The organism is Sphingobium sp. JS3065 (assembly GCF_026427355.1).
Lineage (GTDB): Bacteria > Pseudomonadota > Alphaproteobacteria > Sphingomonadales > Sphingomonadaceae > Sphingobium.
This window is the reverse complement of the sequence record NZ_CP102668.1, coordinates 121131-135386: the sequence shown is the minus strand read 5'-3', so window position 1 is coordinate 135386 and position 14256 is coordinate 121131. Positions and strand designations below refer to the sequence as shown.

General features: G+C 62.3%; 10 protein-coding genes and 1 pseudogene. 6 read left to right on the top strand and 5 right to left on the bottom strand.

Going from position 1 to position 14256, the window contains the following annotated elements:
* Positions 1 to 14: 14 nt before the first annotated feature.
* The 3 genes from NUH86_RS24640 to NUH86_RS24630 are packed head-to-tail and all read right to left on the bottom strand — an operon-like array spanning position 15 to position 3600.
* Positions 15 to 1019, bottom strand: a complete 1005-nt coding sequence (locus NUH86_RS24640) for a site-specific integrase (protein ID WP_009823939.1) — start codon at positions 1017 to 1019, stop codon at positions 15 to 17.
* Positions 1016 to 2371 carry a tyrosine-type recombinase/integrase gene (locus NUH86_RS24635; RefSeq protein WP_009823940.1) on the bottom strand — a complete coding sequence of 452 codons (1356 nt, stop codon included), beginning with the start codon at positions 2369 to 2371 and terminating at the stop codon, positions 1016 to 1018. The genes NUH86_RS24640 and NUH86_RS24635 overlap by 4 nt, the downstream gene beginning before the upstream one ends.
* Positions 2368 to 3600, bottom strand: coding sequence for a site-specific integrase (locus NUH86_RS24630; RefSeq protein WP_007015824.1), 1233 nt, complete (start codon positions 3598 to 3600; stop codon positions 2368 to 2370). Before NUH86_RS24630 ends, NUH86_RS24635 begins: the two co-directional genes overlap by 4 nt.
* A gap of 283 nt (positions 3601 to 3883) precedes the next feature.
* Between NUH86_RS24630 and NUH86_RS24625 the strand changes: the two genes are divergently transcribed.
* The 3 genes from NUH86_RS24625 (at position 3884) to NUH86_RS24615 (ending at position 8944) form a co-directional block, all read left to right on the top strand.
* On the top strand, positions 3884 to 5806 hold the full coding sequence (locus tag NUH86_RS24625; protein ID WP_267253245.1) for a strawberry notch C-terminal domain-containing protein: 1923 nt from the start codon (positions 3884 to 3886) through the stop codon (positions 5804 to 5806).
* Positions 5807 to 5917: 111 nt separating this feature from the next.
* On the top strand, positions 5918 to 7930 hold the full coding sequence (locus NUH86_RS24620; protein ID WP_267253244.1) for a ParB/RepB/Spo0J family partition protein: 2013 nt from the start codon (positions 5918 to 5920) through the stop codon (positions 7928 to 7930).
* Positions 7931 to 8020: 90 nt separating this feature from the next.
* The gene (locus NUH86_RS24615) at positions 8021 to 8944 is read left to right on the top strand and encodes an ArdC family protein (RefSeq protein WP_267253243.1); all 924 of its coding nucleotides are present in this window, start codon (positions 8021 to 8023) and stop codon (positions 8942 to 8944) included.
* Between the two features lie 52 nt (positions 8945 to 8996).
* Here NUH86_RS24615 and NUH86_RS24610 read toward each other — a convergent pair whose 3' ends face one another.
* Positions 8997 to 10088 (bottom strand): competence protein CoiA, encoded by a 1092-nt coding sequence (locus tag NUH86_RS24610; RefSeq protein ID WP_267253242.1) that lies wholly within the window; start codon positions 10086 to 10088, stop codon positions 8997 to 8999.
* Between the two features lie 54 nt (positions 10089 to 10142).
* Positions 10143 to 10757, bottom strand: coding sequence for a DeoR family transcriptional regulator (locus tag NUH86_RS24605; RefSeq protein ID WP_267253241.1), 615 nt, complete (start codon positions 10755 to 10757; stop codon positions 10143 to 10145).
* A 103-nt stretch (positions 10758 to 10860) separates the two neighbouring features.
* On the opposite strand from NUH86_RS24605, the gene NUH86_RS24600 reads away from it, so the two are divergent.
* From NUH86_RS24600 to NUH86_RS24590, 3 genes and pseudogenes are all read left to right on the top strand, one after another.
* A complete protein-coding gene (locus NUH86_RS24600) occupies positions 10861 to 12447 on the top strand; it encodes a recombinase family protein (RefSeq protein ID WP_416365405.1) in 1587 nt (528 codons plus the stop codon).
* The gene (locus NUH86_RS24595; protein WP_267253239.1) at positions 12447 to 13346 is read left to right on the top strand and encodes a plasmid partitioning protein RepB C-terminal domain-containing protein; all 900 of its coding nucleotides are present in this window, start codon (positions 12447 to 12449) and stop codon (positions 13344 to 13346) included. The genes NUH86_RS24600 and NUH86_RS24595 overlap by 1 nt, the downstream gene beginning before the upstream one ends.
* Positions 13339 to 14220: pseudogene (locus NUH86_RS24590) on the top strand (plasmid partitioning protein RepB C-terminal domain-containing protein); the annotation flags it as partial. The gene NUH86_RS24595 and the pseudogene NUH86_RS24590, both read left to right, overlap by 8 nt.
* Positions 14221 to 14256 lie beyond the last annotated feature (36 nt).

Genomic DNA, 14256 nt, shown 5'->3' with positions numbered 1-14256 from the left:
TCCTTCACATTATTCTATAGGGTGTCGAGCCATCCCATCAGATTGGCATCTCGCTTCCACGAAGGTGGCACGTTGCTCGCCGCCGGGGCGCCAACCTGTTCCAGCGCCTTTCGTTTGGTCTCCAGATTGGCCTGAGCATAGTGATTGGTCGTATCGAGACTGACGTGCCCGAGCCAACTGCGGATGACGGTGATATCGACCCCGGCGGCAACGAGGTGGACGGCGGTCGCGTGCCGGAAGCTGTGAGGCGTAACGTGTTTTGACTGGAGGGTCAGCGTCGATTTCGCGGCTTGTTCCACGTAGGCGTTGAGCTTGAACCGCACCCCTGACGCCCCTAGCGGTTCACCGTATCGATTGACGAAGATCCGCTCATCGGGCGCACGCGGCTGTCGCTCCAGTAGCTTCCTGAGCAATGCCACGGTTTCTGGCCAGAGCGGGCAGATGCGTTCCTTGCGCCCCTTGCCGTAAAGACGCACGAAGTTCGGTGCATCGAACCGGATTGCTTCGGGACAGAGGTCAAGCGCCTCTTGGATTCGCGCGCCACTGTTATAGAGGAACGAGAGCAGTACATGGTCGCGCAGCCCTTCGAGTGTCGATCGGTTGGGCTGGGCGAGGATGGCCTCGACCTCCTCGGGCTCGAGGTAGCACGGCGCGGAGGTGGGCTCCCGCTTCAACGGAACAGCCAGGACCTCTGAGCACTGCGCGATGTATTCCGGATTCTTGTCCGCCACGAAGCTGAAGAAGCTGCGGATGGCGGCCAGTCGGCAGTTCCGCGTGCCGATCGTGGTCTTGCGGCCATGCTCGGTATGATGAAGGAACGCGCGCACCTCGCCGGCCGAGACGTCGGTGAGCGTCAGCCGCGCGACCCCGCAGCCTTTTCGCTCCGCGACGAACCGAAGCAGCAGCCGCCAGGTGTCGCGATAAGAGCGGATCGTGTGGATTGACGCGCTGCGCTGCTCGGCCAGCCACTCCTGGAAGAACGCCCGCAACAACGCGGGCAATGGATTGCCTTTCCTCATGGCCGCGCCTCCGTGACAAGGCACGGGGCGCCGAGCGCGCGGAACCGTTCACTGGCTTCCTGCAACAGATCCTGCGTGACGGTGATGTAGACCAGCGTGGAGTGGAGATCCCGGTGCCCCATGTAGGTCGAGAGGAAGTGCAGTTTTTCCTGAGGGTTAATGCCGGACCGGTACCACTGGAGGATGCGGTTCACCACCATCGAGTGACGAAGGTCATGGACCCGCGGCCCGGTCCGGCCCGAAGCGGGCTTGAGCCCAGCACGGCGCATGACGTTGGTAATCATTGTCGTAACCGCCTCGGGCCTGTAGCGGTCATTTAAGTGGGCATGCCAGAACAGCCCTGATTTCGGGTTCTGTGGGCCGCCAGCGCGCCGCCTCGCATCGATGTACGCGCGCAGTTCGACCGCGACACTGTCGGATAGAGGCAAGATCCTGGTCTTGTAGAACTTCGTTTCCCGGATCGTGATCGTGCTTGATTGCAGGTCCACGTCACCAAGATCGAGCCATGCCAGCTCGCTTCGCCGTAGCCCGGCACAATAGGCCAGCATGATCATGGTGTAGAGGGTCAACGGCCGCAGCGGAGCGTCCGGCGACGGATAAGTCCGTGCGGTATCGAGCATACGCCGAACGTCAGCCGGGCTGAAGATATGCGGTTGCCGATGCTCCCGCGCTACTTCCCGCTCTGGCCGGGGATTGAAGCGCTTTGGCGGGATAGTCGGATCGAGGCGGAACCGCGCCTTGGTCAGGATGCGCGCCAGCTTCTGGCATTCAGCCGCGTGGTTGCGGGTCGGCTTGGCAGCCGCCCAGCTCGCAATCATTGCCTCAAGTGGTTGCTCCGCGAGGTCGGGACGGGCCTGAAGGAACCGATCGAACCGCAGCAGCCAGTGAGCCTGCGCTTCATATTGATATCCCCGGCTGCGCATCAGCATGACATGGTCTTGCATGAAGTCACCCAGCACGCTGCCGAAGGGCGCAGGCCGTCGTAACGCGGCCAAGGATTCGTCGGGATTCGGGGAAGCCAAGGCCCGCCAGATCGGCTTGCTTTGCTTGACGTTGTACCGACGGCGAAGTGCAGCAACAGGGTTGTCGGCGATCAGCCCGATTTCGACGAGGTGGTCGAGGAAGCGGTCGACAATGCAGACCTGATTGAGCAGCGTCGACAATCGCCAACGTTTTTGCATCTCCTTCAGCCAGGCGTCGAGCATCTGCCGGTCCACCGCCGGATGCCGGCGGGCAACATCTTCGAAGGTGCAAAGGAACCAGCGATATGTCGGTACGCTTCCCGGCCGGAACTGCGATTTTACCAGGAAGGCGTCGACGACGGTGCGATCGGGATCGTGCCAGGCGCTCATGACAGCACCTCCATTCCAGGCACCTCGAGTGCCACGGCTCGGAGATCATCTGTTGCCAGTTTGAGATAAGTATTGGTGGATTCGGTGGATCGATGCCCGAGCACGTCGCCGATGATCTTTTGCGGGACCGATGCCCGCAGCATTTCGACCGCACGTGCGTGGCGGAAGACATGCGGCCCCCGCTTTCCTGCTGGCACTACGCCTGCGGCGGCCAACCGACCGCGGATCATGCCGTACAGGTTCGTCATTGCGATATAGGGTGCGCAGGATCGGACGAAGATTTCCCGCACTTCAACCTGGGGCCGCCCAAGGCGCAGATAATCCAGCAGCGCTTCACCAACAGTCACCATTAGCGGCATGTACGAGTACGCGTTGGTCTTGGTGTGGCAGATCCGGAGGGATTCTGCGCGCCAGTCCACGTCATCGAGCCGAAGGCGGCATATCTCACCTTCGCGCAGCCCATACGTGGCAAGCAGCTGAAGTATCGCATAATCGCGTAGTCCGCGTGGCGATCTGTCCTCCTGCGTTGTCGCCAGAACCGCGGCGATTTGGCTCCTTTCCAGCGTCGACGGCACATCTTCGTAGGCATAGAGCATGGGGCCGATGATGTGTGGCGTCAGATCGGTCGGGATGCGACCCGTCCGATGCAGATGGCGAACCACCGAACGGAGACGCTCAGCGACATCGGCCAATGATTTGCGCCGTAAACCAGGCGCGCGCATGTCCATGTAGAGATCGATGTCCACGATGCTCAACGTTTCGAGGCTGGCGGCACCGGCCCGGTCGAACTGCCATCGCAGGAAGTTTCGCGCCTCCCACATCAGCGCCGCAATGGACGCGCTTGCCAAACCGCGCTCCTCGCGCAGCCATGCCTCGTATTCGCGGCAAATTTCATGTCGATGCTCGTCATCGGGACCGATCATTTCTGCGTCCGGGGGCCAATTGCCTTGAGCAAGCCGGAGGAGCTTGGCGATCGCGGTGCGGGGCAACATGTGCCAACGCGCACTGGGAGGCCGACCGTACTGGATCTCAAAATCCTGAACCGCATAGCCAAAATACTGATCGACCTGCTGCGGCGTCACAGTCTCGACCTGTATATCGCACTCGGCCAGATAATCGAGAAACGCGCGGGCGTAGAGACGGTGGTTCGCCACGACCACGGGATTGTAATTCTGTGTGGTGAGCGAATTCGAGAGTTCGGTGATCAACTCGTCATGCAACTTCAACATGATTGCCTCCTCAGCTGGTCCAGGGACCGCCGAGGTTCGCAACCAATATAATGCGCAGCAACTGCGCACACTATCATGGGAATTCGCCGGTTACGCCGCGCTCCTCCGCATTACCGCTTCCTCGCGATAAGCGATCATACACAACAATCTCCAGGCCGCGCTTGCCGCCACGCGCGTCACCGACAGCTTCAGTGGCGCCACCTATAATAGCGGCGCCAAGGCCGCGGCGCTGTCGATCTTCGAATCGACCAAGCAACGCTTCTTCGGCCAGATCCTGCTGTCGATGAAGCTGCCGTCGTTGATCCCGGCGATTGCCGCCGATCTCGCGCGCGGCGACTGCGCCGTCGTCCAGCTCGTGTCGACCTCGGAAGCGATGCTCGATCGTGCGCTTGCCGACCTGTCCCCCGAGGAACGCGCCTGGCTCGACATCGAGCTGTCCCCGCGCGAATTCCTGGTCGACTACCTAACAGCGGCCTTTCCGGTGCGCCAGATGCGCACCTATACCGACGATAGCGGCACGGTACGTTCCGAGCCGATGATAGACGAGGCGGGGCAGCCCGTGTTGTGCCGGGAAGCGATCGCCATGCGAGACCAGCTCCTCGAGCAGCTTTGTGCGCTACCAGTGATCGGCTCGGCGCTCGATCATATCATTGGGCATTTCGGGACGGAAGCGGTGGCCGAGGTGACGGGCCGCAGCCGGCGGATCATCGTCGATGCCGAGGGCCGTCAGCGGATCGAACGGCGCAGCGCGCGCACGAACCTCGCGGAGACCGACAGCTTTATGCGCGGCGAAAAGCGCATCCTGATCTTTTCCGACGCCGGCGGCACGGGGCGGAGCTATCATGCCAGCCTCGACGTGCCCAATCAGAGCCGCCGCATTCACTATCTGCTCGAGCCCGCTTGGCGCGCCGACGCGGCGATCCAGGGACTGGGCCGCACGCACCGCACCCACCAAGCCTGCCCGCCCCTGTTTCGACCCGTTTCCACTGATTGCCGCGGCGAACGGCGGTTCATCTCGACGATTGCCCGGCGCCTCGACAGCCTCGGCGCGCTAACCCGCGGTCAGCGCCAGACCGGTGGACAGGGACTTTTCGACCCCCGCGACAATCTGGAGTCCGATTTTGCACGGGAATCGCTGGACCAATGGTTTCGCCTGCTGTTCCAAGGCAAGCTCCAGTCGGTGTGCTTCGATCAGTTCCAAGCGCTCACCGGGCTGAACTTGGCGGGCGAGGGTGGTGGGCTCGCCGAGACCCTGCCCACGATCCAGCGGTGGTTGAACCGCATACTTGCGTTGCGCATCGCACTGCAGAACGCGATATTCGACGAATATTTGGGCTTGATCGAAGCCCGGGTGGAAAAGGCGCGCGAGGCCGGCACCCTGGATCTTGGCGTCGAGACGATCACCGCTGATCGCATTTCGATCCTCGACCGTACGGTGATCCGGCGCGATCCCGTGAGCGGCGCCGAAACGGAAATCCTGCGCATCGAGACCGAGGAGCGATATCGGCCGCTGACCCTGGAGCGCGCGCATTGGCTTCTGGCCGACCCGGAAGTGCGCCGATTGATCAACCCGCGTTCCGGTAAGGCCGCCATTTGCCGCCCGACCTTTTCGCTAACCGATGAAGAGGGGCGAACCGTGCGCCGCTATGAGCTGGTGCGGCCGACGCGCACCGAACGGCACCGGCAGGACCTCTTCGCCGAAACCCATTGGACCGAGGCGGGCCGCGCGAGCTTCGACGAAGCCTGGCAGGCCGAATGCGACGCGATGGCCACGCAGACGCGCACGCAGATCATCTATCTGGTCACCGGCCTGCTGCTCCCGGTCTGGGGCAAGTTACCCGACGATCATGTCCAGGTCTGGCGGCTGACGAGCGATGACGGCCAGTCGCTTCTCGGGCGTCTTATTGCGGCGCCGGTTGTGGAGCGGATCGCCAGCGCATTCGGCATCGCCGCCCATGTCCAGATCGACCCAGGCGTGCGCGTCGAGCACGTTCGCACCTCGGGCGAGATCATGCCGATCGGGTCGTTTCGGCTGAAGCGGGCCTTGGTCGCCGGCGACCATCGCCTCGAATTGCTCGACTGGGAGCCTGAGGCGCTGCCTCATCTCAAGGCGGCGGGCTGCTTCACTGAGATCATCCAGCACCGCACGCGGCTGTTCGTTCCCTCGAGCCGCGCAGTCGAGATCCTGGACGGACTCGCAGGCTGAACAGCGGCTGCGCCAAGCAACCGAAGAGAGGGGAGGGGGCCTTCGGCCGGGTGGGCCTGAGTGGCTCAAGCCGGCCGACGAGGTCGGCGCAACCCTCGAAGGAGACAACCGATGATTCAGTCCGTGAAGGTCAAGAACCTCTCGCTCTCGAAGGACAATGTCCGCAAATCCAATCGCGATGCCGACCTCGACAGCCTGGCCGACAATATCGCCGCCCATGGCTTGTTGCAGAATCTCGTGGTCGCGCCGCTCAAGAAGGCAGGACATTTCACTGTCAAGGCGGGTGGCCGCCGGTTGCGGGCGCTCCAGCGCCTGATCGATTCAGGTCGGCTTGCCGGGGACCATGAGGTCCAGGTGCTGGTGCTCGAGGATGATGCCGGATCGGCCGAAGCGAGCCTTGCAGAGAATTTCCACCGCGTTGCGATGAACCCGGCGGATGAGTGCTCGGCCTTCAAGCATTTCCTCGACCGGGGCGCGAGCGGCGAGGATGTGGCGAAGCGCTTCGGGGTCACGACCCGCTTCGTCGAGCAGCGGGTCCGGCTTGCCGAACTGGCTCCCGTCGTCTTCGCGGCGCTCGCCGCAGGCGAGATCACACTCGGGGTCGCGCAGGCTTATGCCGTCACGCCCGATGTTGACCGCCAGGCACGTGTGTTCGAGAGCATGAGCCGGTCCTATTATGGTGACAATCCCGACAATGTCCGCCGTGCGCTTCTCAACGGGACGGTCAAGGCGACCGACGCGAAGGCGCGGTTTGTCGGTCGCGACGCCTATATCGGTGCGGGCGGCCGGATCGAGCGCGACCTGTTCGGCGATGATGCAGACGAGAGCTGGATCGACGTGGAGATCATCGAGCAGCTTGCCGCCCAGAAGCTCGAAGCAGCGGCACAAGCACTCGCCGCAGAGCAGAAGCTGGCATTCGTGACGCCGGTCCTCGCGACGCATGTGCCCTATGACATGGAGTGCCAGCTCCACGAATATCATCCAGCGCTGCGCGAATTGAGCGAGGACGAGCAGGATCGCGTCGACAGTCTTTCCGATGAGGGCGATGCGCTCATCCGCGAACTGGAAACCGAACTTGAGGACGGCACACCCGAGGCCGAAGCGGCTTCGGTGCGGCTCGCCGACATCGAGCGGGAACTCGATGCGATCGAGGCGGCGCGCACGATGGTCGACGATGCGGTCAAGGACCAGCTGGGCACCTTCATCTATCTTGCCCCTGACGGCACCCCGCGGGTGCACAACCGCATGTTCAGCGAGCGCGCCATTCGTCAGACGGGCGAGGACGGCGAACCCGAGACGCCGTCCGGCAAGGTCGCTGCCTCCCGGCTTAGCGCGACGCTGATCGATGAACTTGCGACCCAGCGGCGGCAGATCCTGGCGGCCCATGTCGCCTCGGATGCTGGGTTCGCGCTCGATCTCACGATATTCCTGATGGCGCACCGGACGGTGTTCGCCAGCAGCTATGTTCGTGACCACTCGACGCTGCAGGCGGCCGCCGCGAGCTTCCCGATCGTCAGCTTCCGCGATGAAGGTAGCGCGGCGAGCAATGTCCTGACCGAACAGCGCCAGGCGCTCGATGTGAGCTGGGCCGGCGGGAACACGCTGTCGTCGCGTTTTGATGCCTTCCGGCAACTGGATGAACAGGCGCGCGCCGATTGGCTCGCTCATGTCATGGCGCAGACGCTCGAACCGACGCTCAACGTCGACGATGGCGGTCGGCGCAACGGCTTTCACGATCATCTCGGACGGCTGCTCGACATTGATGTCGCGCAATGGTGGCGGCCCGATGCCCAGAACTTTTTCGGGCGCGTGAAGAAGGACGTCATGCTCGAAGCGCTTGAAGAGATCGGCGGGCCGGTGCTGCGCGGCCGCTACAAGGACGCCAAGAAGGGTGACCTGGCCAATGCCTGCGCTGCGCTCTGTTCGGGGCAGGGCATCGTCGAGGCCGAAGTCCGGGAAAAGGCGCTCTGCTGGCTGCCCGACGAGATGCGGTTCGGCGCGATGGAAAAGCCCGAAAGCTTCCGCAGCTATTCCGCCTTCCTCAGCGATGAGGATGATTGCAAGGGTGGGGGAGGGGAGAGCGCCCCCGATGGCGATGGTGACGATCTCGACCAGGCGGCCTGAGACCATCGCCTAATGGCGGGCGGCGCTTTTGCGTCGCCTGTAGCCCTTCTTCGGCGGTGCTGGCCGCCGCTCTTTCGCGGAGTATCCATCATGACCCAATCATCGGGCCGGCCCTCGCCGGCTGAGACCATCACCCGCGCCATCATCGACCGGCTCGAGGCCGGTGTGCGACCCTGGGTGCGGCCCTGGCGTTCGTGTGCGGCGCAGGGGCGTCCGCTGCGCGCCAATGGCGAGCCCTATCGCGGCATGAATACATTCTGGCTGTGGCTGGCTGCTGAGCAATGCGGTTATCGGTCACGCCATTGGATGACCTACCGTCAGGCTCAGAGCCTTGGCGGGCAGGTCCGCGCCGGTGAGCACGCGCAATTTGCAATCTTCTACAAGGCCTATTCGAAGCAGGTCGATTCCAGCGAACGCCCCGGCGAGGTGGTCGATGAGCATCGCCGGGTGATGCGATCCTATGCCGTCTTCAATGCCGACCAGATCGATGCGCTGCCGTCCAATTTCTATCCAGAACCGTTATCGCTCGTCCCACCGGGCGACCAGCTCGATCCGCGGGCGCAATGCTTCGGCGATCGCCTGCCGGCGCGGCTGCGGACCGGAGGCGATCGCGCCTATTATAACCTGCGCGCAGACGTCATCACGATGCCGCCCGTCGAACAGTTCGACACGCGTGCTGCATGGGCGGCCACGCTCGCGCACGAGGCCGGTCACTGGACAGGTCATCCAGGCCGGCTTGCCCGATCCTTCGGCAAGCGCTTCGGCGATCAGGCCTATGCGTTCGAGGAGTTGGTGGCTGAACTGACGGCAGCGCTGGTTGGCGCCGATGTGGGTCTCCCAACCACCCATCTCGACGATCATGCGGCCTATATCGATTCTTGGCTCGGCATCCTGCGCAGGGATAATCGTGCCCTGCTCACGGCGGCGGCGCGGGCAGAGGAAGCCGCAGGCTACTTGCTCCGCGCAACGGGTCTTGCCCGCGAGGATGGCGCAGAGGAACTGGCCGCCGCCTGAGGGCACGCACTTGCGATCGCGATGTTCGGCCGTGAGGGAGGTCCTCCCTTCCTCACGCGCAGACCCACCATGCTGGTTGGCTGATCTCGATATCGGGATGGGAACCGAGCAGCGCCAACCAGCGGGAATCCAAGTGGGCAGGAAAAGTGGCGATTTGGTCGATCTCGGAGGGTTCATGTGCCACCATGAATTCGCCGAACAGCCGATTGCATTTGGCACAGCCATTGCTGACATAGCTGCGGCGCTGCGTATGACTGTAGCGCTTCTGAATGACCTTGCGGTCGAAAGACGATGGTAGCCGTTGCAGAATCTCCACCAGCAGATGCGGGTGATCGGTGAGGTCGGGCAAGCTGAAATCGAAAGCGCCCTGATCGGTCGCGATTTCTATACTCGTGATGATCTGCGTCTTTCCCCGGCAGCGTTCGTTCCAACAATTCGCTATCGCGGTCTCGACGGCGATTGTCGCATTCTCGCCAACGGCTTCCAGCGGCGTAAGAAACCCCAACCTTCGATCAAATGCGGCGCGAAGGAATGCGTCCATCGGTAATGTCTGCCGCCAGCTTTCCGGCAGACGACGATGGCGCGCGAGCATGCGGTCATGGGCAGGAATGAGAGCCTGAAAGCCCTCGGCCAGCGAGCCGCCGATGCAGACCGCGGGCAGATCATGGACGATCGGGAAGCCCGGTTGACGCAGCAACCAAAGCCCGCGGATTCCGGATAGACGGTATTGCTCTTGTCGCCGCAGGGTCTCCTCATTGGTCTGCCCCGACCATTGTATCTCAATTGCCACCTTGGCGTTCCCCTTCCCCGCGAGGACGTCAGCTCGCCACGGTTCGCCGGTTGGCGTTGTGCCGCCCACTTCGGTTGCGGCCTGCCAGCCCGAGGATCGCGCGATCTCGACCGCCGTCATCTTCAAATGACGATGCTCTTCGCTTTCGTTGGCTGAAGTGCAGGGACCGGCAGTCCGATGGGCAAAGAATTTCGTTCCCCTCGAAGACCGTTTGAGAACAACCGTTGCCGAGCAGCAGTCCATTCGCAGGTGGTGCAAACGCCGATTTTTGACTTCGAGTTCGCGCCAATCCGCATCGCTCAGATCGAACGACTGAAGCCGATTGTCGCTGTCATCAAGGCAACTGAGAGCCATGGCGCAAACATGCTGGCTGGAGGGAGGCAAGGTCAAGTTCGCTCAAGCAGATCACTAGACAAGCCTATATCGCCCATTACGCCGGGCGCCTTCGAAACGCAGCAGGCCAGCAGACTGCAACCCCCGGATGTCGCGCCGGGCCGTCTTGGGGCTGACCTGCCAGTGAGCCATGATATCCCAGGCCTTGGGGCGATCTCCCTTGCCGACTCGGTCGAGAAACCAGCGCTGACGTTCATTCAGGCCCTCCGTCATTGGGCCATTTATGGGGTCATGATCAGGGTCATTTATAGGGTCATTTCCGACGGGATGCTGACGCATCGTGTTTGCTGCAGCCGTTTGGGGTGTTAGCGGCACGACATCCCAGCGCATGGGCCGAGAGGATTGCCGGGCCATCACAGGGCTTTCGATAACGCCCAGGACAAACGCGCGGATGACGGGCGATGTCGCAACGAGCCGCAGAAAAAACACCGTATCCGGGCCATGTTGAGCGGCAAGCCAGTGCTTTATGGTGCGTTCGCTCGCGTCCGTTTGGCGCATGAGCAGCTTGACGGCGCGGTGGCTGTCCCCGTGTTCCTTCTTCAGTAAGTCGGCCATCACGTCTGCATAGGCCTGGCGCCCGGCCAACGCCCCTTTCCAAGCCGGTAACTTCTTGCCCTTTTTCGGCAACATCTCCCGTTCCTTTCGCAGCTACACTGCTGATGAGAACGTAGAGGCGAGCAGTCGTGGGTTTCGTGCGGCAGCGGATGGTCGCCCTGGCTGCTGCAGCAAACCCATGGAGAGGCGAGCCTTGGAGGACTGGCGCACTCAAGACGGCACCGACCATGACCCGGCATCGCCGATCGTGCGCGCCGCCGAATATGTTCGCATGTCCACCGATCACCAGAAATACTCGACGGAGAACCAGGCCGAGGCGATCCGTCACTATGCCGCCGCCCACGGTATCGAGATCGTCCGGACCTATGCCGATGCCGGCAAAAGCGGTCTCAAGATCGATGGCAGGGACGCCCTCAAGCAACTGATCGACGACGTTCAGACGGGTGTTGCCGATTATACCATGGTGCTCGTCTATGACGTCAGCCGGTGGGGCCGATTCCAGGACGCCGATGAAAGCGCCTACTATGAATATATCTGCAAACGCTCAGGGATATCCGTCGAATATTGCACCGAGCAGTTCGAGAATGACGGCAGTCCGGTGTCGACGATCGTCAAGGGCGTCAAACGCGCGATGGCCGGAGAATATAGCCGCGAATTGTCGGTCAAGGTGTTCGCCGGGCAGGGACGCCTCATCGAAAAGGGCTTTCGCCAGGGCGGGCCTGCTGGATTTGGGCTTCGGCGCACCCTCGTCGATGAGCGCGGCGAAACAAAAGGGATTCTGACGCGCGGAGAGCATAAGAGCATTCAGACCGACCGCGTGATCCTCACGCCTGGCCCGCCCGAAGAAGTCGCCATTGTTCGGGATATCTATCACGCCTTCGTGCATGAGGGGCGCAGCGAACAGGACATCGCCGACGATCTCAACCGCCGCCATATTCCGACCGATCTTGATCGTCCCTGGACCCGGGGAACCGTCCACCAAGTGCTGATCAACGAGAAATATGCCGGTGACAATGTGTGGAACCGGCAATCCTTCAAGCTGAAGAAGAAGCGCGTCCGCAACGACCCGGAAATGTGGATCCGGGCTGCCGGCGCGTTCGATGCCATCGTCGAGCGTGACCTCTTCGAAGCCGCCAAGGCAATCATCGGCGCTCGTTCGTTCCGATTGTCGGACACCGAAATGCTGAGCGCGCTAAAGGTCCTCTTGGACAGACGGGGCCTCTTGTCGGGGATAATCATCGACGAGTGCGAGGGCATGCCCTCGAGCAGTGCCTACAGCTCCCGGTTCGGAAGCCTGCTGCGCGCATATGATCTGGTCGGATATACGCCGGATCGGGACTATCGATATGTCGCGATCAATCGGGCCTTGCGCAAACTTCATCCGGAGATCCTCGGCCAAGTGCTCGATGGCCTGCGCGATATGGGCAGCGAGGCCGTTCAGGACTTCCAGACCGACCGCGTGATCGTCAACGAGGAATTCAGCCTCTCGGTCGCCATCGTCCGTTGTAACCCTACGCCCACGGGGTTGCTGCGCTGGAAGATCCGCTTCGACACGTCGCGGATGCCCGACATCACCATCGTCGTGCGCATGGATACCGCCAACCGGGCCGCTTTCGACTATTATCTGTTTCCGCGCCTCGATCTTGTCGCCGACCGCCTGCGGCTTGCAGAAGACAATGGCCTTAGCCTTGACGCCTATCGCTTCGACACCCTCGACCTGCTGTATGAAATCGCCGCACCGATCGCCATTGCGGAGGCAGCCTGATGTCCGCCACACGCCCACAGCAGATCGAGCTCATCCCGATCTCGCGGATTACCGTCCTTAATCCACGCGCCCGAAACAAGCGGCAGCACCGGGAGATCGTGAACAATATTGAGACCATTGGTCTCAAACGTCCGATCACGGTGAGCCGCCATGATGGCCCGAGTGGCCCGCGTTATGATCTGGTCTGCGGAGAGGGCCGCCTCGAGGCCTTCCAAATGCTCGGCCAGTCGGAAATTCCCGCGGTGGTGATCGAAGCCAGCGAGAACGAATGTCTGGTGATGAGCCTGGTCGAGAATATTGCGCGTCGGGTGCAGCGGCCGATCGACGTGATGCGCGAGGTCGGCGCCTTGCGCAATCGCGGATATAGCGAGGCGGAAATCGGACGGAAGATCGGCGTCGCCAGCTCCTGGGTCAGCATGGTCGTTTCACTGCTCGAGCGGGGCGAGGAGCGGCTCGTCGCGGCGGTCGAGACCGGCCTGATTCCCATCAGTCTCGCTATGGAGATATCCCGCGCTGAGACCGAGGAGGCGCAAAGTCTCCTGCTTGAGGCCTATGAAACCGGCAAGCTGCGAGGCAAGAAACTGGCGGCTGTCCGCCGCCTTCTTGATTTGCGCATGCGTGGTCGCAACAGGTCGCTCTCGCAGGGGCGGTTGGGCCGGAAAAATGCCAACCGGAAGATGACCGCCAACGACCTCATGCAGGTCTACCAGCGAGAGGCTGAAAAGCAGCGCCTTTTGGTCAAGAAATCCGATTTTACCCAGACCCGGCTGCTGTTCATTGTGGAGGCCATGAAGGACCTCCTCGCTGATGAGGGGTTTGTGACATTGCTGCGCGCTGAGTGCCTTGAGACAATGCCGCGCGCGCTCGCCCTCCGGATCGCAGGAGATGACGATGACTGACTGGGCATTGGACGGCGGCGGAATGGACGAAACGGGCACCGACAATCGCGTGAGCCTTGGCTTCGAGCGCGAGACCGTAACCGTGCCGATCGATGCCATCGTCGCCCTGAAGTCGTTGCGGGAAGGGGTGCGCGATAGCCGGAAATTCGCGCAGATCGTGAGTTCTATCAAGGCGATCGGCCTTGTCGAGGCGCCCGCCGTCGTTCCCGACACGCAGCATCCCGGGAAATATTTCCTGCTCGATGGCCATCTGCGCATCGAGGCGCTCAAGCAGCTTGAGGTGCAAAGCGTCGATTGCCTGATCGCGACGGACGACGAGACCTATACCTACAACAAAAGGGTCAACCGCCTACCGCCGGTGCAGGAACACAGAATGATCGTCCGGGCCATTGAGCGCGGGGTCGCCTCGGCGATGATCGCCGACGCGCTCGGCCTTGAGGTACAGTCGATACGGCGGCGCTTCCGTTTGCTCGACGGCATCACTCCGGAAGCCGCCGATATGCTGAAGGACACCAATTGCTCGATGAAGGTGTTCGATATCTTGCGGCGCATGTCGGCGGTACGCCAAATCGAGGCGGCGGACCTGATGATCGGCCAGAACAACTTTACCCTCATGTTCGCGCGCGCGCTCCTGGCCGCGACGCCGGATGAGCAGCTAGTCGCCCAACGGAAATCGACAAGGCCCGATGCCTCTGGTCCGACGAGCCAGCAGATCGCGCGCATGGAACGCGAGCTCGCGGCGCTGCAGACCCAAGTCAAGTCGGTCGAGGATAGTTACGGGATCGACAATCTCCACCTGACCGTGGCGCGCGGCTATATCGCCAAGCTGCTCGGCAATGCGCGGGTTTCGCGGTGGCTTTCCAATCATCGCCAGTAATATCTCGGCGAATTTCAGCGGATCGCTGAGATC